A 21018-nucleotide genomic window follows, 5' to 3' on the forward strand; every position below is an offset into this window, starting at 1 on the left:
GGCAGGCACTTGGGGCACCCTCATCGGCGCGGGCGGCGGCTTCATCATCGTCCCCCTGCTCCTCTTCCGCGACTCCACCCTGGAAGCGGCCACCGTCACCGCCGTCTCCCTCATCGCCGTCCTCGCCAACGGCATCTCCGGCACCCTCGCCTACCTGCGACAGATGCGCATCGACTACAAAAGCGGCGTCGCTTTCCTACTGGCGACCCTCCCCGGCGGCGTCATCGGCGCCATCATCGTCGACTACATCGACCGGGTCCCCTTCCAGGCTACCTTCGGCGTCCTCCTGGGCCTGGTCGCCCTCTATATCCTTTATCGCAGCGTCCGTGGCATCGCCAAAGCCAGGGCCGCCCAGCGCGGCGAGCCTCGACGCCTGGTGGACAGCGGCGGGAATATTTACGAGTACATCGTGAACATCAGACTGGGCGTCGCCATCTGTTTCTTCATCGGCTTCCTCTCCAGCATGTTGGGCGTCGGCGGCGGCATCTTCTCCGTCCCCGCCTTCACCCTTATCCTCGGCATACCCATCCAGGTCGCCGCCGCCACGTCGCAGTTTATGTTAATCGGCACCGCCTCCGTCGCCAACATCACCAACATCTCCCAGGGCGACCTCAACGGCTTCTGGCTGAATGCCCTGGCCCTGTCCATCGGCGCCATCGCCGGCGCCCAGCTAGGCGCGCGGCTGGCAAAACGCATCGGCTCCGTCTGGACCTCCCGCGCCCTGGCCCTGGGCCTGCTGGTCGTCGGCGTCAGGTTGGCGATAGCGGGGTTTTCAGAATAGTCCGGATGTGGCAGGAAGACCGAAGCTGGTGAAATAACGCGGCCCTATTACCCCCAGCTTTGTACTATCATGTGATGAAGATGTGAGGGGGCCTTTTTATGAAGGCGGTTGTGGTGTTAATTTTCTTATTGGCCCTCAGCGCTGCCTGCGGAGTCACGGAGATAAGCACGCCCACAACCCCTCCGCGAGGCATGGCATCACCTACTGATACTCCTGTGCCAACCGCCGCGAGCACAGCCTGCTCCAACTCAGCAACCCACGCGCCAACTCCTACACCAACGGCATTAGGGGACATCACAAATCTTGATCCCCGCGCAGCGAACCTAGTGCTCCAAGTGGGCGCTGGGCACGTTAAGCTGAGTGATGAAAAGATCACCTTCGGGTTTGGGGTCATAAACCCCGACTACTCATTCTTGGGCCCTCTCCATTCGCCGCACAAAACTATATTTTACGATCTTAAGGTTTTCACAGAGGACGGCACCCTGTTCTGGTGGTTATCCAAGTATAGCTCCGCTGAAATAAGTCTTGATGAGCTTAAAGTCAATGAGATGTCACACAGGTATTTTGGGCATGAGTGGGATATGAGAAGCAACTGCCCTTTTGGAGCCATAGAAGGGTGTCCTTCGGGGGTCTGCCCGGGGGAATTAATCAAAGCTGGCCTGTATAGGGTGGTTGGGTCGGTGGGCTACTATCCAGACCCAGATAATGCAAGTAGCAGGGTCATCGTTGAATCAATACCCCGTGTCTTTTACATCCCTCCAACGCCTGATCTCTTGGCAGATGTGCTAAAGGTCCAGGTTGAAGTAAGACACGATGTTTGGAAAGAGGGAAGCATCTCATACCCAACAGCTCGCAGACCCTATCAACCTGCCCCCTATCCCACGCCATCCTCAGGTGATCCAGCTATCACCTTTACCATCAGGATAAAAAACACGTCTAATTCACATCTTCAACTAACGCTCTTAGGGGAACTTTATGACGTAAAAGTCGTCTCTGAGGACGGGACTGTATTCTGGTGGTTGTCTAGGAGCCGCATTGTAGTAGGAAGGTTTAACGGTACTACATTTTCCCCTGGCGAAGAAAAGTCTTACGAGCAGCAGTGGGACCTGCGAAGCAACTGCCCCTTTGGGACAATCGACGAACGTTTCTTCTTTGATTGCCCAAAGGTGTTGGCCAAATCTGGCATGCATATGGCCATAGGCTTAGCAGGCTATTACCCCGATCCAAATGGCGATCCAGGATATCAAGATTCCATTGAATCAGAACCTGTAACCTTTGAAATAGCCCCTTAGGATGTAGTGCACAACGCAGCCACCGTCAATGGCCTCTCCCTCCGTACCTCCCCTCATTGACGCCCTCGCCACCGCCGCCCTATATTCCCCTCACCCGCTCCCCAGGAGGCCCCCATGCCCAATCCCAAAGTCGTCCTCTTCTCCTCCCTCGACGCCGAGACCACCGCCCAGGTCACCTCCCAGGCCCCCGCCAGCCTCGACGTCGCCGTCCACCCTGACTCGACGCCCGAGGACGAAAAAATTCGCCTCGTGAGAGAGGCCGACTTTGTGATTATCTTCGTGGGCCGCCTCACCGACCGCGTTTTGGAGGCCTGCAAGAACGTCAAGCTTATCCAGCAGCTGGGCTCCGGCACCGGCGGGATGAATTTCAAGCTGCTCCAGTCCATGAACGTCCCCGTCGCCAACAACGGCTTCGCCAACGCCGTCTCCGCCGCCGAGCAGACCATTGTCCTCACCCTGGCCGTCCTGCGGCGCATCTACCCCTACGCCCACGCCGTCAAAAGCGGCCAGTGGCCTCGAAACGTCATCATCCACCCTGACACTCACACCCTGGACGGCAAGACCGTCGGCGTCATCGGCCTGGAGGAGTTTGGGCGGCCCCTGGTCAAGCGACTCAAGGGCTTCGGCGTCCGAATCCTCGGCTTCGAGCCTTATTTCACCGTCACCGAAGGCCAGGCCGACGACATGGGCGCGCGCCTTGTCTCCCTCAATCACCTGCTAAAAGAGTCCGATGTCGTCACCATCGACACGTATCTCAGCAAAAAGACGCGGCACCTCATCGGCGAGCGCGAGTTTCGACTGATGAAGCCCTCCGCCATCATCGTCAACGTCTCCAGCGGCGGCCTCATCGACCACGCCGCCCTCTACGCCGCCCTCAAAGAAAGGCGCCTCGCTGGCGCGGGCCTGGACACCGCCTCCAAGGAACCCCCCGACCCCAAAGACCCCCTGTTGCAGCTAGACAACGTCATCGTCACGCCCCACATTGCCGGCCCTACCTGGGAGACCTTCGCCCTTCGAGGCCGCAACGCCTTCATGAACATACAGCGCGTCATACAGGGCAAGCCGCCCCTCTGGACCCTTCAGCCTGACGACTAACCGCTTTCTTGGTTCCCTAAGAGTGAGTAGACTATGGGCACGCAAAACCAAAGGAGCGGATTATGTCTGAGCAAAATATAGCCATAGCCAGGCGGTTCCTTGAAGGCCAGGACAAGCAAAAGGGGCCGCCTCCGCCCGAGTTGGCCGCGCCAAACTATACCGCCCACATCGGCGGCATGCCGGTCATGAACCTGGAAGCTCACAAACAGTTGGCTGTCGCCTTTTACACCGCTTTCCCAGATCTGAAGCACAACTTCGACGAGTTCCTGGCTCAGGATAACCGGGTCGCCGTCCGATTCCATCTCACCGGCACCCATAAAGCCGACCTCATGGGTATCCCGGCCAGTAATAAACCCATCTCGGTCAAGTTCATTGGGATTATGCACATCTCTAAAGGCAAAGTCGTGGAGCTATTCGAGACCTTTGACCAGATGGAGCTGTTACAGCAAATCGGCGCCGCGCCCGGCCATTAGTCCGCCTTGGCAGGCGCTGGCGGGACCGGCGTCTATCGCCCCAGTGGCAAGTCTGCTGTCAAGGCGGCAGCTCCTCAGTCAGCCTCAGCCATCTCCGCCATCTTGCGGCATGAAGTGGCGCAGGCCCTGCAAGCGTTGGCGCACTCCACCATCTGGGCGTCGTCCTGGCCAAAGCTCTCGCAGCTTGTGGCGCACTGCTCGCAGATGTCGGCGCAAATTTTGCACAGCGCCATGCTCATCTCCGATTCCCTGAGCATAAAATTAGCGCTGGTCCTGCATATCTCCACGCAGTCTATCATCAGGCGCAGGTGGGCCTCGCCCACATGCTTGCCTCCCTGCTCCAGGCAATAGGAGATGGTCTTCAAACACTCGTCGGCGCAGTTGTTGCAGGCCTCAATACATTGCGCCAGTTCCTCTTTCATCTCTTGCTTCATTGTGGTTTGTCGCATGGCTCCACTCCCCTCCGGGTTGGTACTGGGACTGACCCATGCCCCTTGCCGGGAAAGGCCAGTCACGTTCCAGTATCCGGCAGGCCCCGCCCATCATCATGCCCCAATCGCATTAATCGCAGGCAAAAGCGTTTCCGATTAACACTTCTTGCCCCTGCCTTCCCCTTTGACTACAATACCACCGTACCTTAAAACGACTTCGTGCTGGGAGGTGTCGCCATGGCAGGGAAGATGACCATTCTGTTAGCCACCAACGGCCAGGGCACTTTCAGAAGCGCCGACTCCGGAAAGTCCTGGACCCGCTCCAACACCGACCACGGCATGCACTCCGACGCCGTGGTCCGCGCCCTCCTTACCGATCCCCACAAGCCCAGCGTCGTCCTAGCCGGCACCGACCAGGGCCTCTATCGCAGTGACGACGCCGGCATCCACTGGAAGCACCTGGACACGCCGCTGACGCCCTACTCCGTCTGGAACCTGGCCCAGAACCCCAAAGACCCCAAGATTATCTACGCCGGCACCGGTACTCCCTCCAAGACGGCCATCTTCCGCTCCGACGACGGCGGCAAGTCCTGGAAGAAACTCCCCGTCGCCGTCCCCGACACCTGCCCCAACGTCGGCATACCGCGATTTACCGGCCTGGCCGTGGACCCTGTCGACCCGAATCAAATCTGGGCCGGCATCGAGGTCGATGGCGTCCGCTACTCCAAGGACGGCGGCGAAAGCTGGCAGAAGATTAACGGCGTCATTACCAACCCGGACGTCCACAGCGTCGCCGTGGTGCCCGGCCCGCCTAAGACCATTGTCATCGTGGTCAATAATGGCATCTTCACCAGCATCAACGAAGGCAAAACATGGAAAGGCGCCCTGGCCAAAGAGGCCTTCCCCATGAACTACCCGAGATGCATCGCCACCCAGCCCGGCCACTCCAAGACCGTCTTCATCGGCCTGGGCGACTACACCCCGGGCAGCACCGGCACCATAATTCGCTCTAAGGATGCGGGCAAGACCTGGGAAAACTTGACCCTATCGCAAAAACCCAACACCGCCATCTGGGCCATCGGCATGCACGAGGACAACCCCAAAATCATTTTCGCCGCCAGCCGCTACGGCGACCTCTATCGCAGCGACGACGGCGGCGACTCCTGGGCCAAAGAGTGGCGCGAGTTCAGCGAGGCCACCGCCGTCACCTGGGTGCCGGTTTAGTTGACAGATTGGCCTAATAGCTATAAACATTAGTAATCAAATTTTCTAACAAGGAGAAGATGAATGGGCATCTACCACATGTACACCGGCTCGGACGGCCAGACCCACCTCCGGGAGATTAACCTTTTGACCAACCCCGAGCTTGGTGACCTATACATGAAGGCGCAGAAGGCTGAAGGCGTCTTCTTCCGCGAGTGGCGGCCCGGCCATAAAATCGGCTTCCACACCGCTCCGCGACGCCAGTTCGTCATCGGCATCGCCGGCCAGATTCAAATCGGCCTCGGCGACGGCTCCTTCCACGTCTTCGGCCCCGGCGACGCTCGCCTGGTGGAAGATGTCACAGGCAAGGGCCATACCACCGCTGTCCTGGGCGACAAGCCCGCCGTCACCGCCGTGGTGCCCCTCCCCGCCGCGCGAAAGACCGCCGGCAGGGCCGCGCCCAAGCGCGCCGCCGCCAATCGTTCCCCCGCCCGCGCTTCCACCGCCAGAAGCGGCAAAGCCTCCTCCAAACGCGCTGGCAAGGCCGCTCCAAAACGCGCCGCCGCTAAGAAGGCCCCCTCCCGCTCCAGGGCCAAGCCCGCCGCCAAGCGCCGCCGCTAGGCCCTTCTGAATCCCTCGCAAAATTACTCAGCGCCCCGATGAATCGGGGCGCTGAGTCTATGTGTCGCCGCGGGCCTTTGACGTTTCGTACCTGTGGACTGGAGTCCTGTGGGCCACGTTCATTCGCACTGCCTCGTCCACCTCTTCAGGCGTCACTAAAACGCTGGTCTTGATTCGGACTAGGCCGCTGCTTGCTACCGCCAGCGCCAGCGCCGTCGCCGACACGTTGTCCGGCAGGTCCGCGATAACATAGGCGTCGGCGTCGCCGAAGGCGAAATAAAAGGCCTCCACGTGCCCGCCAGCCTTTCGTATCGACTCCTCCACCGCCTCCCGCCGCTTGGTCCCCCCGAAATCCACCAGACCCCTTTTCCCTTCGGTGGTGTACGTCGCTTCCAGCAGGTACTTCGGCATCGGCTCCTCCTAGATAAGCCTTGGCTTGCCCTTCCAGGGACGGACCCGACACTATCCTGTCTCCATTCTATCCCTGAAAAGACCCGGCATGTTACGACACAGGAGGCCGCCGGTTATGCCAGTCCGTGGCCTGCTGGTACGCGTGGCCCGCCCTCAGCACCGTCGCCTCCTCGAAAGGACGGCCCAAAAGCTGAAGGCCTATCGGCAGCTTGTCCTGGGAAAAGCCGCAGGGCACCGAAAGGGCCGGCGCGCCGACGGTGTTGCCCAGCGATGTCAGCGTCCGGCTGCCGTACGTCATCTCTTTCTTGAACGCCTCTTTATTTCCAAGGCCGTGCTTGGTCAGGACCAGCGGGGCCGGCGTGGCCGCCGTCGGGTACACTAGCACGTCCACCGTCTCCATCAGTTCCAGATACTGCGCTCTAAGCAGCTGGCGCAGTCTCTCAGCCTTGTAATAGGTCTGGGCTGGAATGAGATTGCCCATCTTAAGGTTTATCTGCATGTTGCGGTCGTAGTCATGGAGGCGTTCGCGCGTGTTCTTGTAGTGGACGTGGGAGGCTTGCGTGTACATGATGGGAGTAGATATCGACCGGTCGTAGCGGGATAAGGGGAGGGAGACCTCCCGCACGTCGGCCCCCAGTTCGCCCAGCACGCTGGCGGCCTTCAGCACCGCGGCCCTGACCTCATCCTGCACGTTGTCCGTATGCGTCTGCTCTTCCAGGATTCCCACCCGCAACCCCTTAATCCCGCCCTTCAGCAACGCCACGTAGTCCGGCGCGGGCTGGTCCCAGGTGTACGGGTCCTTGGGGTCGTGGCCCGCGATGACCTGGAGCGTCATCGCGCAGTCCTCCACCGTCCTGGACATCGGCCCGACTGTGTCCATGGACCAGCACATCCCCAGCGCGCCGTAGCGGCTCACCCGGCCCTGGCTGGGCCGCAAGCCGACGATGCCGCAGTACGTCGCCGGCCCTCGAATCGACCCGCCGGTGTCCTCGCCCAGGGCCGTCGAGCACAGATAGGCCGCCAGGGCGGAGCCTGACCCCGCGCTGGAGCCGCCGGGCATGTGCTTCACGTTCCACGGGTTGGTCGGCACGCCGTAGGGGTATCGCACGTTGTACCCCATGGCGAACTCGGTGAGGTTGGTCTTGCCGATCATGATGCCCCCGGCCTCTTTAAGCCTGACCTGCACCGTAGCGTCCTCCTTCGGCACAAAGTCTTTCAGGATTACGGAGCCTGCCGTTGTGCGCACGCCCTTGGTCCACCACTGGTCCTTGCACGCCACCGGAATCCCGTGCATCGCCCCGCGATAGTCCCCCCGCATTATCTCCCGCTCCGCCTCCCGCGCCGCCTTCAACGCGTCATCCTCACAGACCGTAATATAGGCGTTAAGCTTGTCGTTAAACTTTTCGATGCGTTCCAGGTACGCCTTCACCGCCTCCACCGGCGACACCTTCTTCGACTTGATCTGCCGGGAGAGTTCCGTGGCCGTCAGGAAGGGCAGCTCTGTCTTGCTCATAATTACCCCGCGTTTTACCTGTTATTCCTATGCCGTGCGGCCACTTTGCCACCTCGCCCATCAAAGGTCAAGCTAGCGCCCGCAAATTAGCCGCTCTGCTCTTAATACCAAACCTGGATATACTAAAAGGATAGGCAATCCGCCGGGAAATACCAAATCAATCGAGAGGTAACGCCGTGGACTGGATTTCAAACCCTGATATCTGGATCGCCCTCCTTACCCTGACCGCCCTGGAAGTCGTCCTTGACATCGACAACCTGGTATTCATCTCAATCCTCTCCTCCAAGCTGCCTCAGGAAAGCCAGGCGAAGGCAAGAAACCTTGGCCTGGGCCTGGCCATGTTTATGCGCACCGCCCTCCTCTTCTCGATAACCTGGATCATCGGACTGACAGCGCCCCTTTTTGAGGTCTTCGGCGAAGAGATTTCAGGCCGGGACATTATCCTGGTCCTGGGCGGGCTCTTCCTCCTGGGCAAAAGCACCTTTGAAATCCACGAACGCTTAGAGGGGGAACAAGGTCACGGAACTACCCGAGTAGCTGCTTCCTTCGCCTCAGTTATCGTTCAGATAATGCTGCTGGACATGGTTTTTTCCCTGGACTCCGTCATCACCGCTGTCGGCGTTGCGGATGAGCTGGGTGTCATGATCGCGGCGGTAGTGATATCGATAGCAATAATGCTCTTGTCCATGGGGTTCATCAGCGGCTTTGTGAACAAGCACCCCACGGTGAAAATGCTGGCCCTTAGCTTCTTACTGCTCATCGGCATGACCCTGGTGGCCGAAGGCTTCGATGTCCATATCCCCAAAGGCTACATCTACTTCGCCATGGGCTTCTCTATCCTGGTAGAAGCCCTGAACCTCCGGGTCCGAGGCCGCAAATCGGAACCCGTCCAGCTTCACCAGCCCTACGTCAAGGAGCCTGAGCCCCCTGCCCCCCACCGTTGATTTTTAAATCCCTCGGGAGTAGCATTTCCTCAATAGCCAGCTTTACTTGATGGAGGAATCGCATGGAGTTGAAATACGGCCTCATTAGCTGCGACAGCCATGCCCAGGAGCGCAAGACCGCCTTCCTGGACCGTATGTCTAAGAAGAAGTGGGGAGACCGCATTCCCCACGTCACCGAGACCACCGACAAGGCCGCCATGATCGCCCCCCAGGACAAGGCCGTCGAGCGCTGGTTTATCGACGGCAAGGTCGCCGAAAAGCGCGGCACCGTCAACTGCCCCACCGCCATGGGCGACCCCCTCCGCAAGACCTACCCCCAGCGATGGGACGAGGTCCCCGTCTTTGTCTACGACCCCAAGGCCCGCATCAAGGCCCAGGAGAAGGATGGCATCGACGGCGAAATCCTCTTCCCCAACGTCACCGGCCAGTCGGGCGAGAACTTCGTCAACTACGACGCCGATTTTGAACTTGCCCTCTGCCAGGCCTACAACGACCTCCTCACCGAGGAGTGGACCATCGACGACCGGTACGTCGGCCTGGCCTACATCCCCTACAAGAAGGGCATCGACGCCACCGTCAAGGAGATCTATCGCGCCGTCAAGAACGGCCACCGCGGCATCGTTATGCTGTCCGAGCCCAGCCAGGCCGCCGACGGCCTCCCCCACCTCAACGACGCCTACTGGCACCCCGTCTGGGCCGCCTGCCAGGAGCTGGACGCCCCCGTCCACTTCCACGCCTCCGGCGGCATGAAGAAGCTGAACATGGACCACTGGACTGGCTACACCCGCAACCAGGTCCAGGCCATGGGTCCCTCCGCCTCTTTCGGCCTTCAGGCCCAGTCCATCCCCAACCTCCTCCTCTCCGGCATCCTCGATAAGTTCCCCAACACCAAGTTCGTCTGTGCCGAGACCGGCCTCGGCTGGCTCAACTACATCCTGGAAGCCTGCGATCACGTCTGGGAGCAACGCCACCTCTGGACCGAAGGCCTGCCCACCCGACCCAGCGACCTGTTCAAGCGCCAGGTCTTCGTGGACTTCTGGTACGAGTACGCCGGCATCGAGCAGCGCCACGCCATCGGCCTGGAAAACATCATGTGGGAGTCTGACTTCCCCCACTCCACCTCCACCTGGCCGGAGTCCTGGACCTTCATCGATCGCACCCTCAAAGACGTACCGGATGACGAGAAACACATGCTCATGGCCGGCAACGCCATCCGTGTCTACAAAATGAACGCTAAGCCCGCCAAGACTAAGGCCAAAAACGGCTCCAAAAAGTAGAATCAGCGAGAACTTTGAATCCTTAAAAAGGGGCCTGACCAGGCCCCTTTTTATCGTAGGAAGGTTAACTTTGCAGACGGAATCGGTAATTGAGCAGTTGTCGGATTCAAGAACTGCATGCTACTTGATATCTTCAGGCCTTCCCTTCAGATTTCCTCTCCCTCGATGGGAGAGGATTAAGGTGAGGGTGAAGCCCTGTGGACTCGATTCGTGTAATAGGTGGACATTCCACTAGTCTTTTTTGCCTCTTCTCTCCCAGAGGATTTATACTCCGCCTGTTAGATTAAGAAGCAGCTTTTCTAATTGAGGGACAATCAGGATGGAACTCAAATACGGATTTATAAGCGCCGACGACCACGTCCAGGAAACTCCCGACCTGTGGACATCCCGCCTCTCCAAAAGAAAATGGGGCGGCAGCATCCCCCAGCTAAAACGCCAGGCCAAAAACGAGTCCTGGACCATCGACGGCCAGCCCGTCCCCCTCCGAGGCACCGCCCGCGCCGCTGCCCTCATGCCCGACCGCAACCACGAACCCCAGCGATGGGCCGACGTCCCCGCCACCGCCTACAGCTTCACCGAGCGCCTTCGCGCCATGGACTCCGACGGCGTCGATTGCCAGGTCCTCTACCCCACCGTCTGCGGCGGCTCAGGCGAGTTCCTTGCCCGCATCAAGGACGCCGAACTCGAAAATGCCTGCGTCCAGGCTTACAACGACTGGATTATCGACGAGTGGGCCGCGGCCAGCCCTCGGTTCATCCCCCAGGCCCTCATCCCCATCTCCTCCGGCGAGGCCGCCGCTCAGGAAGCCCGCCGCGCCATCAAGCGAGGTCACAAGGGCGTCATCGTCCCGCCATCACCTTGGAATCTGAAAGACGGCGTCCCCCACATCAACGACCCCTCCTGGGACGCCCTGTGGAACGTCTGCTCCGATGCCGGCATTCCCATCTCCCTCCATTCCGGCGCCAGCGAGAAGGTGCGACTCAAGGCTTGGGAGGGCTTCAGCCCTGTCCTCGCCGCCGCCATGGACGACATCACCGGCCCCGTCAGCACCGTCTCCATCATGGCCAACATCCTCTTCGCCCCCATCTTCAACCGCGTCCCCAAGCTAAAAATCGTCTTCGCCGAGACCACCCTTGCCTGGGTGGCCTACGAGTTGGAGACCGCCGACCACCAGTTCGAGCGTCAGCGCCTCCATAAGGAAGGCTACACCCGCAAGCCGACGGAAGTCTTCCATGAGCATTGCTTCGTCACCGGCTGGTTCGACCGCGCCGGCCTGGACATCCGCGACTTCCTGGGCGTCAAAAACATACTGTGGGAGTCCAACTTCCCCCAGGCCAACTCTACCTGGCCCAACAGCCGCGACTTCATCCTCCGCAGCTTCACCGGCGTCCCCGCTCGGGACAAGCAGCGCATCCTGGTGAACAACGCCGCCAGGCTTTACAAGATAGATGTCTCTTCAAAAGAGCCTGTAAGTGCTAAAAGGGCGTAGCGAAGATTCAAGTGTTACGTGGTATAGCTGTGACTTGGCGGCCTCGGGGGGTGCTCCTTCTGGTTCCCCTTCTTCTCCTTCGAAGGAGAAGAAGGGGTTAGGGGATGATGAGGTGCCTTACCTTTCTTTCCCTCTTCTCCCGACTACGGGAGAAGAGGGACCAAGGGTGATGAGGGCGCCACGATTAAGTCCAAAGCCGGCTTCTAGCGCAAACCCCTACCGCGCCACCTGCACCCTCTCATGCTTACAAACCTCGCGAGAGCACTCGGCCTCGCCGCCCTCCCCCGCCCTCCCGGGCTCCATCACCTGCCCTAGCGCCTGCCAAAACCGCCTCCATTCCACCTTCTGCGTCGCCAAAACCCCCGCCCCCGCGGCTGTAATCTCATAACATCGCCGCGACATCCAGTTAGGCATCATGTCCCACCGGCTCTGCACCAGCCCCTCCCTCTCCAAACGATGCAGCGCCTGGTAAACCGTTCCATCCTTTACCCGGAAGTATCCGTCGCTCCGCGCCTCTATCTCCTTCACAAGCCTGTAACCATGCATAGGCGCCTCAGCCAGCAAGGACAGCACCAGGGTCTCCGTGTTCCCCTTGAGCAGCTCGCGTTTGTACATAGCCTTCCTGCTTGTGTTGTTGCCTTATATACGCCTGCCAAGCATTCAAAGTTTTATACTCATCAGTCCAGCCGTCCCCAAAAGCCTTCTTCTGACGGAGAGGTGGCGTGACTTTGGAGACCCCGTTTAGCCAGGTGTAATACTTACCTCTGCACTTTCGGACTAACCCCCTCATGCATTCGCATCAGGCAGCAAGCCTTGCGCTCCGATACTTTGATGTACGGACAGTCTCAGAACGTCCGGGACGCCCATAGGCCCGGCCTGCAGCAGTGTATCGCCTCAGAAGAACTCCTCGTGTTCTCTTTTATGAATATGAATATGCGGCGCTTCTCAAGGAGTCGAAGCATGCACCAGCAGCTTATGCGGCGCGATTGGGATAAACGTGCCCAGCACAACTTCATGTATTGGACCGACAACATTTATGGCGAGGACTTCCGCTCTATTGAGGATTTCTACAATGACGGACGCGCCAGAGGGCTTGACCCCCTATCTCCCATTTTTGAAAAATTAACCTTTGACCCCCAGGGCAAATGTATCCTTGAAATTGGTTGTGGCGCTGGCAGGCTCTTTCCCGCCTTCACCTCCGCTGGTTTTCGGGATGTCGTCGGAGTTGATATTTCCCCGGAAATGACCGAACGCGCGCGCCGGCATTGCCCGGTGCGCCATGCGCAATTCCTGTTGGGCAACGGTGTGGACCTGGCAGGACTGGAAGACAGCCGTTTTGACTATTGCTTCTCATACAACGTTTTGCAGCATATGCCTGATAAGAAAATCCTGTGGAGCTACTTTCAAGAGCTGCGCCGAGTGCTGGCTCCGGGCGGAGGCTTCCAACTCCACCTCCGATCCGGCTACCCCTTGAAACGCCGCATCCTCCACCTATTCCCCAAAAGCGCCCAGCCCGCCGCCCAGACCCTCTTCCGCCTCGCCACCTTTCGCTGGGCGCTGGGCCAGCCCGTAGGGTCAGACATCGTCGGCAGCGAAACAACTTGGGACATGGGGGAAGCAGTGCCGCCGCGGCAGGCGTTAAGCGCCCTTTCCGACTTGGGATTTAAGGACATCCAAACTGTTCTGGACCCCAGATACGAGACCATGGACCGCTACTGGGTTATCTGGCGCAAGCCCTAAGCCGCCCCTTCCTCCGTGTCCTGGCCGCAGCGCCGCCGGGTTGTGACGCCCCATACCCTGATGTATCATGGCCCCACACCAGCCTCGGAGGTGCCCCATGGCCAGAATGACCGGCGGCCGCGCCGTTGTCGAAAGCCTCAAAGCCCACGGCGTCGACACCGTCTTCGGCATCATCTCCACCCACACCATGCACATCTACGACGCCCTTTATCACGAAAAGGCCGTCCGGTTCATCGGCGGAAGGCACGAGCACGCCCTGGGCTTCATGGCCGACGGCTACTCCCGCGCCACCGGCAGGCCCGGTGTCTTCCTCACCAGCGGCGGCCCGGGCGCCGCCAACTCCATAGGCCCCATGGGCGAGGCCTACGCCGCCTCCTCCTCCGTCCTCCAGATTACCGCCAACGTCGAATCCTATCTCCTCAATACCAGCAAAGGCGGCCTCCACGAAATCAAGGACCAGCCCGGCATGTTCCGCTCCGTCACCGGCTGGAACGCCCAGGTCGACAACGTTGAGGCCTTCCCCGACCACATCCATGACGCCTTCCAGCGATTCAAGACCAGCCGCCCGCGCCCCATTGCCCTGGAGATGCCCACCGACCTCTTTGGCCAGGAGGCCGACGTCGAAATCTTTGGCCCCCGCAAAGTCGCCCCCAAACAGCCGGACCCCTTGAAAATTGAGCAGGCCGCCGCCGCCATCAAAAAGTCCAAGCGGCCTGTCATCTGGCTCGGCAGCGGAGTCACCTCCGCCAATGCCACTAAAGAGGTGCGCGAACTGGCAGAACGTCTGGGCGCCGCCGTCACCGGCCTCCCCACCGGCAAGGGCGCCTTCCCTGAAGACCATCCCCTTTCCCTCGGCGTCGCCGAATTCGGCGGCCACCGAGGCTCCAATCCCGTCGCTGATTTCATCGCCTCCTCCGATCTGGTCATCATCGTCGGCTGCTCCATGCCCTACTCCCGCACCGTCACCAACGGCCTCAAACTGCCTGCCAACGTTATTCAGATCGACATCGACCCCGCCGAAATCGGTAAGAACTACCATGCGGCCGTCGGCGTCGTTGGAGACGCTAAAGCCGCCCTTCAGCAGATCCTCACCCAGCTAGGCAACGGCAGCATCGCCACGTCCAAGACCTACGCCGGCGAGGTCGCCCAGGCCAAAAAGGACATCTATCAAAGCGTCGCCCAGCAGTTCCCCAACGAGCTCAAGACCCACGAGGCCCTCCGCGCCGTCCTTCCTCGCGACGCCATCTTTGTCGGCGACACCACCGTTCCCGTCTATCGCGCCCACCGATGCTTCCAGGCCTACGAACCCCGCACTTACTTCGGCTCCTTTGCTTGGGCCGGCCTGGGCTTCGCCTTCCCTGCCAGCCTCGGCGCCAAGGTCGGCATGCCCAACCGAAAGGTCGTCGCTATGACCGGCGACGGCGGTTTCCAGTACAACATCCAGGAGCTGGCCACCGCCGGCCAGTACGGCATCGCCCCCATCGTCATTGTCTGGAACGACAGCGCTTGGGGTGTCCTCAAGTGGATCCAGGACAACCAGTTCAACGGCCGCCACATGGCCACCGACCTCAAAAACCCCGACTTCGTCAAAGTGGCCGAGGCCTACGGCGCCGCCGCCACCCGCGTCCACAACCGAAAGGACCTCGCCAAGGCCGTGGAAGGCGCCCTGGACTCCAAGACCCTCCACCTCATAGAAGTCGTCATGCCCAAAGGCTTCTCAGCATTTAACTAAGACACACCTACGCTTAACATGACAAATCCCTTCCCCGCTCGGTGGGGAAAGGTTAGGTAGGGGAGCTACTTCTGGTCTCTTCCCCCCTTGAGGGGGAAGATTAAGATGGGGGGTCGGTGGGATGGCGGGCAGGGAGTCTGCCCTGAGGCTGTCGAAAGACATTCAAACGGACGCCGAAATCCAGTCCTTGGTTCAGAACTCAACGAAAAGAGGTCTCCATGAGCGTCACCCTCGGCACGGGCCGCTGGACCTACGAGCCGGTCCATCCTTGGCCTCCTAAAGACTCCTTCCCCTTCTTCGGCGAGCCCGCCGATGTCGCCGTCGACGCCCAGGACCGCGTGTTCTTGCTGATGAAAAGCGGCCACCAGTTCCCAAACGCCGACCCCAACGCCATAGATCCTCCCGTCATCATCTACGGCGCCGACGGCAAGCATCTCGGCTCCTGGGACTTTAAGGCCGATGTCGGCAGGCATGGTATTTCCGTCGGACCCGACGGCTCCGTCTACTGCACCGGCGCCGCCACCCACGACGTGAAAAAGTTCACCCCCGACGGCGGCTTGCTCCTCTCCATCGCTCTACCCTCGCCTCAATTCAGCGGCAAGCCCTTCAGCCGCCCCACCCAGGCAGCCGTATCCCCCAGGTCCGGCGACCTCTTCGTCAGCGACGGCTACGCCAATGGGCGCGTCCATCGGTTCAGCCCGGAAGGCAAGCTAATCTACTCCTGGGGTGAGCCTGGCACCGCCCATGGCCAGTTCGTCGTGCCTCACGCCGTCGTCATCGACAAGGACGAGAACATCTACATCGCTGACCGGGAGAACCACCGCATCCAGGTTTTCACTGAGAAGGGCAAGCTGCTGGCAGTCTGGCCGGGTATTTATAGAGCGGCAGGCCTGGTCCTGGATAAGGAAGGCTTTGTGTTCGTCGCTCAGATGCCGCCCTACCTCTACATCGCCGACGCCCCCGGCGTGGGCCATGAGGTACGCGTCTACGACAAAAGCGGCAAGCTGCAGGCAAGAATTGGCGACCCGAACCCCGGCTTCGCACCAGGCCAGTTCACCGCGCCCCACGGCATCGCCATAGATTCTCGCGGCGGCCTCTACATCGCCGAGATGCCCAGGTCCATCTTGGGCGACGAGTGGACGCGGCAGGCCTTGGCGCCCCAGGCGGGCAAGCCCGCTCACCCCTACAGGTCGGTAATTAAGCTAAGCCGTCATCGAAAATAAATTAAGCTGTCGATTTGCTGCGTCTTAATTGCAGCCGTTTCTGCATGCCTTCCTACGCAGTATCCGTATTGACTACAAACAGGGCTTTCATTACCATGCGAAGGTTGAGGGTGTTACACGCGCCCTTAAAACTAACAACATGACCAGGAGGCAGTGATGGAATTCCCTACCCGTTCTCGTAGGCTGCGGCCCTTGGCGTCTTATCTTTCGGTCGCACTCCTGCTCGTTTTCATTCTCTTAGTAGCGGCCTGCGGCGACGACGAGACCCCCACCGCGACTCGCCAGGCAGGCGCAACCTCGACCCCTACCGCCACTGTTGCCGCCCAGCCAACCCCTACCCCGACGACGGCGGCACCTAAGCAAATCGTAACGTCTAAACTTCGGGTTTCCGTTCCACTCCCCAATGCCCAGAACACCATGACGCATATGCTACAGTCCAACGAGTCCTTGTTCTTGCCCGAATACGAGCGGCTCATTGGCCACCACCATCAGACCGGCGTCGAAACGCCCCAGCTTGCCGAGTCCTGGTCCGTAGGAACAACCGGTAAGGATTGGACGTGGAAACTTCGCAAGAACGTCCCCTTCTACAAAGCCGGAAAGCCTACCGGCACTACCTTCACTGCCAAGGACCTCCTCCTAAGCTGGCAGTTGAGAATAGGCGACAAGACCATTGTCGCCACGCCTCACCAGCAGTCGGGCCAGTGGACCGGCAGGTTGGGCACTCCAGAGAGCTGGAAGATCGTCAACGACTACGAAGTCGCCATGACCACGCCCAACATTAACCTTGACCTGCCCCTCCACCTGTCCGATGAGTTGGCCGCTGGAATAGTCAGCAAGGACCACTTCGACAAGGTGGGCGGCGAAAAGGGTTACTTTGACGACCCCGTCGGCACCGGTCCCTTCACCTTAAAAAAGTTCACCATCAACGAGGGCATTCTCCACGACAGAGTGGAAAACCACTGGCGCCAGACGCCGGATTTCCCCCAACTAGAATGGGTCTACGCCAAAGAGGACGCCACCAGGCTAGCCATGCTCAAAGCCGGCGAAGCCCACATCGTTTCCATCCCCAGACTCCTTCGTAACGAAGCTACCAGCTCTGGAATGCGCATTTCCAAGAGTACCCTTCCTGGGTTCCACACAGGTATACACTTCCCCTACTACCGTGGAGAGAACTATATAGACCCCAAGACCGGCCAGGCCCCTGCCGGAGGTCGGCCCGCGGGCGTCCCCAAGGGCTATGACGCCAACGACCCCATGCGCAACAAGCTGGTGCGCCAGGCCATCAACCACGCCATAAATCGGGACGAGATTAACCGGATTTACTTCTTCGGCGAAGGCTTCCCCGCGGTGAGCTACTTCCCCCAGTGGCGCGACGACTTTAAGGACTCCTGGGCTCCCGTCGCCGGACCCCAGGGCAAGACCGGCAAAGAGGGCGGCTGGCCTTATAACTACGACCCTGCCAAGGCCAAGCAGCTCCTGACCGAGGCCGGCTACCCCAACGGCCTTGACACCACCTTCGTGGCCTTCCCCGGCCCCGCTATGCCGGAAGCGCCGGACATGGCCGAGCAGATGGTTACTTACCTCGCCGCCGTCGGAATTAGGGCAAAGCTGGAGATTGTGGAGAACAGCGGCGCCATCTACGGCAGGGCGCGGGAGGCCACCCACTCCAACTTCATGTGGCTCTTCTCGGAATCCCTTGACCCGGCCTGCACCTTCCCTGAGTTCTCCTGGTACGAGTCGGGCAGAGGCCGGTACGAATGGAAAGAGATGTCCGACTTCAAACTGGCCTGCAACGTCACCGCCGATCCCGCGGCGCGCCGCACCCTGGCCAGCGATTTCGGAACCTGGTGGCTGGGCAACGCCGTCAACGCCCCGCTTCTCTGGATATTCGGCGAGGCCGCCTACAACCCCGCCTACGTGTCCGAATTCAAGATCAACATGCTTCACGTCGGCCCCATCCGGTACCCTGAATACACCAAGGCAGTCACCAAGTAGCATAATGGGCGCTCTCCACGCTTAAGTCATTTCGCGTGGAGAGCGCCCATCTGTTCAACTTTACATTCAACAGAATGTAGGTGTACGCTGACTAAAGTCGGTAACTAGACCTGTGCTCTAGGCCAACAAATCACGTCTGGAGAAAAAATGGCAGTCAAAAAAATAGGTCGCATAGTCCGCCGCCCCGGCCTCAAGTTGGGTGACCCTGACATAGAAGTCCGCGTAGCGGAAGACCTGTTATCCCAGCCCGGAGTCCCCACCAATAATACCGACGTGGATTTTTATTCTCGAAGCTATCCCCTGGAAAGCCACTCTATAACGTTCAGCGCCGACCGCGAGTGGGTGGCGGACAACTTCGAGCCGGAAGAATCGGCCCTGCGGCAGGAGCATGAAGGCCTGCTGGAACCCCTGGTCAAGGCCGCCCGCGCCTCCGGCGAAATCGAGCCTCAGACCAAACCCGCCCCCAATAAAAACGTCACCGCGGATATTCGACGCCGCGCCAAAGAGCTGGGCTTCGGCGAGATCGGGTTCACCAAGTTCGACCGCCGCTACATCTACCTGTCGAAGAAAAAGTGGGCCAAGTACGACCACGCCGTCTGCATCGCCTTCGAGCAGGACTACGAGCGCACCCAGGCCACGCCCAGCACCTTCGCTGAATTCGCCCACGTCGGCACCTACCGCACCATGAGCCTGGCCTGCCTCATTCTCGCCGACTACATCCGCGGCCTCGGCTACCACGCCCAGGTCCACAGCCCCACCGACAACAGCGGCGCCTACATACCAATGTTTGTCGAGGCCGGCCTCGGCCAGCTTGGCGCCAACGGCCAGCTTCTTTCGCCCCACTTCGGCTCCCGCGCCCGCCTCATGATCATCAGCACCGACGCTATTGTCACCTACGACCAGCCCGTCGACTACGGCATGCACAAGCTCTGCCAGCAGTGCCAGGTGTGCATCAACCGCTGCCCCGGCCGCGCCATCTCGCGAGAGAAGGTCTGGTGGCGGGGCGTCCTCAAGAACAAGCTCACCTACGAGCGCTGCCGCCCTGTCATGGGCCACTACACCGGATGCGGCGTCTGCATGAAAGTCTGCCCGGTCCAGAAGTACGGCATGAAGCCCGTCCTGGAACATTACATCGAGACCGGCGAAGTGCTGGGCAAGGGCACCCATGAGCTGGAAGGCTTCAACGTCGCCGGCAAGGGCTACTTCGGCCCCGGCGAGCTCCCCCACTTCGACAACGAGTTCTTCAACATACCTCACACCACCATAGAGGACCACCTCTTTGTCCAGCTTAAGGAGAAAGTCGCCAGCGGCAAGATGCCTGACGGTGAAGCAGGCGTTTTGGCTATGATGGAGTTTAAAGAGAAGCTCGAGAAAGCCATTACCAAGAGCAAGCAGAACCTGAAGCAAGGTAAGCCCGACGAGGGCTAAGTTCTAACGGCAAATCGGTCCCTGCGTTTAGCAATTGAGGTCACTACGTATAGTGACCTCAATTTTGTGTCCGCTTCTATCCCTCCCCCGTCGCTGCCTGCGCCTTCTTAGCGAACGCCGGCATCACTTCCTTCGCCAGCCGCTCCAACTGCTCCATCCACATCTTCTGCGGCGAGCTCACCGGCAGCCCCATGCTCACCCTATCCAGCCCCGGGTACGCCTCCTCGATCCCCTTCAGCTTCTCGATAATCGACTCCGGCGGCCCGCACAGCACCGCCCCCGCCTTCACCGCGTCCTCCATCGTCGGCAGGCCCGCGTATGGCGCCTTCTTCGGGTCCGCCATGTCCGCGATCTGCTGCTCCGTCATAGACCTCACCAGCCGCAGCGGCCCGAAGACCTTCAGGTTCTCCTCATAATATGCCGACGCTTCTTTTATCGCCGTCTTCTGGCTGTCCGCGATGTAGAAGTGGAAGCCGATGCTCAGATTCTCCCCCAGCTTCACGTCATGCCCCGCCCGCCCCTGCGCGTCCCGCCACGCCTCCACAACCCTGCGCAGCGCGCCGCCCTCCGCCACGCCCCCGCCGATGACCCCCTTGATGCCGTGCTTGACCATGAAATCGAGGCCTCGAGGTGTCGCGCTCTGGATGGGCTGCCAGCACTCAAAAGGCCGGTACAGCGGCCTCGGCACCAGCGTCAGTTCTTTGAGCGTGTAATCGCGATATGGCACCGCCGGCGGCAGGTTGTAATACTTCCCGTGGTGTGAAAACGGTCTCTCCTTTATCGCCTTGTGTACCACGTCCACCTGCTCCTCGAAAAGCTCTCGATTCGCCTGCTGGTCCAGCAGCGGCGCGCCGAAGGTCTCCACCTCCCGCGTGTGGCACCCCCGCCCGACGCCAAACCTCAGCCTACCCTTGGTCAATATGTCCGCCATGGCGTAGTCCTCGGCCAGCCTCAGCGGGTGCCACATGGGCGTGATGTTGAAGCCGCAGCCAAAGTTCAGCCGCCTGGTCAGGTGCGCCAGGTGGACCGCCAGAATCATTATGTTAGGTATGCACTCGTAGCCCTCGGGCTGGAAATGGTGTTCCGCCAGCCACAGCGTGTCGTAGCCCGTGCGGTCCATCAGCCTGGCGATGGCCTCCGCCTTGTCGAAGGCCGTGGCCAGGTACTCGTCCGAGTACGACCTGTCGTTCACCGGCGTGCCGCCGTACCCCACGTCCTCCAGGTCCACGTACCCCGCAAAAAGCGTGTCGAAATACTGGATCATCCCAACCTCCAGAGCTGCCGCCGTTTCCCCTACTCTACATCAAGTCTCGCTCAGTTGGAAAATCATCTTAAAAAAGAAGCCGTCCGCCTAAGGCGGACGGCTTCAA

At 60.2% G+C, this 21018-nt stretch carries 18 protein-coding genes and 1 pseudogene; 14 read left to right on the top strand and 5 right to left on the bottom strand.

The window, feature by feature from the left end; genetic code table 11:
• From FJ320_05330 to FJ320_05345, 4 genes are all read left to right on the top strand, one after another.
• A partial coding sequence (locus FJ320_05330) for a sulfite exporter TauE/SafE family protein (GenBank protein MBM3925398.1) occupies nucleotides 1-781 on the top strand: 781 nt, incomplete at its 5' end.
• A gap of 98 nt (nucleotides 782-879) precedes the next feature.
• Nucleotides 880-2073 carry a hypothetical protein gene (locus tag FJ320_05335; protein MBM3925399.1) on the top strand — a complete coding sequence of 398 codons (1194 nt, stop codon included), beginning with the start codon at nucleotides 880-882 and terminating at the stop codon, nucleotides 2071-2073.
• Between the two features lie 114 nt (nucleotides 2074-2187).
• Complete coding sequence (locus FJ320_05340) at nucleotides 2188-3168, top strand: lactate dehydrogenase (GenBank protein MBM3925400.1); 981 nt, start codon at nucleotides 2188-2190, stop codon at nucleotides 3166-3168.
• Nucleotides 3169-3230: 62 nt separating this feature from the next.
• The gene (locus tag FJ320_05345) at nucleotides 3231-3641 is read left to right on the top strand and encodes an ester cyclase (protein ID MBM3925401.1); all 411 of its coding nucleotides are present in this window, start codon (nucleotides 3231-3233) and stop codon (nucleotides 3639-3641) included.
• Between the two features lie 74 nt (nucleotides 3642-3715).
• Here the strand turns inward: FJ320_05345 and FJ320_05350 are convergent, their stop codons facing one another.
• Entirely contained in the window at nucleotides 3716-4090 is a 375-nt protein-coding gene (locus tag FJ320_05350; protein MBM3925402.1) for a four-helix bundle copper-binding protein, read from the bottom strand.
• Nucleotides 4091-4309: 219 nt separating this feature from the next.
• Between FJ320_05350 and FJ320_05355 the strand changes: the two genes are divergently transcribed.
• Both FJ320_05355 and FJ320_05360 read left to right on the top strand, forming a co-directional pair.
• Nucleotides 4310-5296: a hypothetical protein gene (locus FJ320_05355; GenBank protein ID MBM3925403.1), complete on the top strand. Its 987-nt coding sequence runs from the start codon at nucleotides 4310-4312 to the stop codon at nucleotides 5294-5296.
• 63 nt (nucleotides 5297-5359) lie between these two features.
• Nucleotides 5360-5704, top strand: a pseudogene (locus FJ320_05360) (hypothetical protein).
• 249 nt (nucleotides 5705-5953) lie between these two features.
• Here FJ320_05360 and FJ320_05365 read toward each other — a convergent pair.
• Both FJ320_05365 and FJ320_05370 read right to left on the bottom strand, forming a co-directional pair.
• Nucleotides 5954-6307: a GYD domain-containing protein gene (locus tag FJ320_05365; protein MBM3925404.1), complete on the bottom strand. Its 354-nt coding sequence runs from the start codon at nucleotides 6305-6307 to the stop codon at nucleotides 5954-5956.
• Nucleotides 6308-6398: 91 nt separating this feature from the next.
• Entirely contained in the window at nucleotides 6399-7820 is a 1422-nt protein-coding gene (locus FJ320_05370) for an amidase (protein MBM3925405.1), read from the bottom strand.
• 176 nt (nucleotides 7821-7996) lie between these two features.
• On the opposite strand from FJ320_05370, the gene FJ320_05375 reads away from it, so the two are divergent.
• The 3 genes from FJ320_05375 to FJ320_05385 all read left to right on the top strand — a co-directional run bounded on the left by FJ320_05375 (nucleotide 7997) and on the right by FJ320_05385 (nucleotide 11530).
• The gene (locus FJ320_05375) at nucleotides 7997-8764 is read left to right on the top strand and encodes a TerC family protein (GenBank protein MBM3925406.1); all 768 of its coding nucleotides are present in this window, start codon (nucleotides 7997-7999) and stop codon (nucleotides 8762-8764) included.
• A gap of 62 nt (nucleotides 8765-8826) precedes the next feature.
• Nucleotides 8827-10041, top strand: a complete 1215-nt coding sequence (locus tag FJ320_05380) for an amidohydrolase (GenBank protein MBM3925407.1) — start codon at nucleotides 8827-8829, stop codon at nucleotides 10039-10041.
• Between the two features lie 319 nt (nucleotides 10042-10360).
• The gene (locus tag FJ320_05385; protein MBM3925408.1) at nucleotides 10361-11530 is read left to right on the top strand and encodes an amidohydrolase; all 1170 of its coding nucleotides are present in this window, start codon (nucleotides 10361-10363) and stop codon (nucleotides 11528-11530) included.
• A gap of 216 nt (nucleotides 11531-11746) precedes the next feature.
• On the opposite strand, the gene FJ320_05390 is transcribed toward FJ320_05385, so the two are convergent.
• On the bottom strand, nucleotides 11747-12145 hold the full coding sequence (locus FJ320_05390; GenBank protein ID MBM3925409.1) for a PadR family transcriptional regulator: 399 nt from the start codon (nucleotides 12143-12145) through the stop codon (nucleotides 11747-11749).
• Between the two features lie 198 nt (nucleotides 12146-12343).
• Here FJ320_05390 and FJ320_05395 point away from each other — a divergent pair, with 198 nt between their 5' ends.
• The 5 genes from FJ320_05395 to FJ320_05415 all read left to right on the top strand — a co-directional run bounded on the left by FJ320_05395 (nucleotide 12344) and on the right by FJ320_05415 (nucleotide 19648).
• Nucleotides 12344-13270, top strand: coding sequence for a class I SAM-dependent methyltransferase (locus FJ320_05395; protein MBM3925410.1), 927 nt, complete (start codon nucleotides 12344-12346; stop codon nucleotides 13268-13270).
• Between the two features lie 67 nt (nucleotides 13271-13337).
• Nucleotides 13338-15002 carry a thiamine pyrophosphate-binding protein gene (locus FJ320_05400; protein ID MBM3925411.1) on the top strand — a complete coding sequence of 555 codons (1665 nt, stop codon included), beginning with the start codon at nucleotides 13338-13340 and terminating at the stop codon, nucleotides 15000-15002.
• A gap of 218 nt (nucleotides 15003-15220) precedes the next feature.
• Complete coding sequence (locus tag FJ320_05405) at nucleotides 15221-16225, top strand: hypothetical protein (protein MBM3925412.1); 1005 nt, start codon at nucleotides 15221-15223, stop codon at nucleotides 16223-16225.
• 156 nt (nucleotides 16226-16381) lie between these two features.
• Entirely contained in the window at nucleotides 16382-18220 is a 1839-nt protein-coding gene (locus FJ320_05410; GenBank protein MBM3925413.1) for an ABC transporter substrate-binding protein, read from the top strand.
• A 147-nt stretch (nucleotides 18221-18367) separates the two neighbouring features.
• A complete protein-coding gene (locus tag FJ320_05415) occupies nucleotides 18368-19648 on the top strand; it encodes a hypothetical protein (GenBank protein MBM3925414.1) in 1281 nt (426 codons plus the stop codon).
• Nucleotides 19649-19724: 76 nt separating this feature from the next.
• On the opposite strand, the gene FJ320_05420 is transcribed toward FJ320_05415, so the two are convergent.
• The gene (locus FJ320_05420; GenBank protein MBM3925415.1) at nucleotides 19725-20912 is read right to left on the bottom strand and encodes an LLM class flavin-dependent oxidoreductase; all 1188 of its coding nucleotides are present in this window, start codon (nucleotides 20910-20912) and stop codon (nucleotides 19725-19727) included.
• Nucleotides 20913-21018 lie beyond the last annotated feature (106 nt).

This window comes from SAR202 cluster bacterium, assembly GCA_016872285.1.
Classification (GTDB): domain Bacteria; phylum Chloroflexota; class Dehalococcoidia; order Lucifugimonadales.

Excerpts from the sequence above, each read along its gene's own strand:
- FJ320_05335 (MBM3925399.1), top strand. The coding sequence starts at position 880 with ATGAAGGCGGTTGTGGTGTTAATTTTCTTATTGGCCCTCAGCGCTGCC.
- FJ320_05340 (MBM3925400.1), top strand. The coding sequence starts at position 2,188 with ATGCCCAATCCCAAAGTCGTCCTCTTCTCCTCCCTCGACGCCGAGACC.
- FJ320_05345 (MBM3925401.1), top strand. The coding sequence starts at position 3,231 with ATGTCTGAGCAAAATATAGCCATAGCCAGGCGGTTCCTTGAAGGCCAG.
- FJ320_05350 (MBM3925402.1), bottom strand. The coding sequence starts at position 4,090 with ATGCGACAAACCACAATGAAGCAAGAGATGAAAGAGGAACTGGCGCAA.
- FJ320_05355 (MBM3925403.1), top strand. The coding sequence starts at position 4,310 with ATGGCAGGGAAGATGACCATTCTGTTAGCCACCAACGGCCAGGGCACT.
- FJ320_05365 (MBM3925404.1), bottom strand. The coding sequence starts at position 6,307 with ATGCCGAAGTACCTGCTGGAAGCGACGTACACCACCGAAGGGAAAAGG.
- FJ320_05370 (MBM3925405.1), bottom strand. The coding sequence starts at position 7,820 with ATGAGCAAGACAGAGCTGCCCTTCCTGACGGCCACGGAACTCTCCCGG.
- FJ320_05380 (MBM3925407.1), top strand. The coding sequence starts at position 8,827 with ATGGAGTTGAAATACGGCCTCATTAGCTGCGACAGCCATGCCCAGGAG.
- FJ320_05385 (MBM3925408.1), top strand. The coding sequence starts at position 10,361 with ATGGAACTCAAATACGGATTTATAAGCGCCGACGACCACGTCCAGGAA.
- FJ320_05390 (MBM3925409.1), bottom strand. The coding sequence starts at position 12,145 with ATGTACAAACGCGAGCTGCTCAAGGGGAACACGGAGACCCTGGTGCTG.
- FJ320_05400 (MBM3925411.1), top strand. The coding sequence starts at position 13,338 with ATGGCCCCACACCAGCCTCGGAGGTGCCCCATGGCCAGAATGACCGGC.
- FJ320_05405 (MBM3925412.1), top strand. The coding sequence starts at position 15,221 with ATGAGCGTCACCCTCGGCACGGGCCGCTGGACCTACGAGCCGGTCCAT.
- FJ320_05410 (MBM3925413.1), top strand. The coding sequence starts at position 16,382 with ATGGAATTCCCTACCCGTTCTCGTAGGCTGCGGCCCTTGGCGTCTTAT.
- FJ320_05415 (MBM3925414.1), top strand. The coding sequence starts at position 18,368 with ATGGCAGTCAAAAAAATAGGTCGCATAGTCCGCCGCCCCGGCCTCAAG.
- FJ320_05420 (MBM3925415.1), bottom strand. The coding sequence starts at position 20,912 with ATGATCCAGTATTTCGACACGCTTTTTGCGGGGTACGTGGACCTGGAG.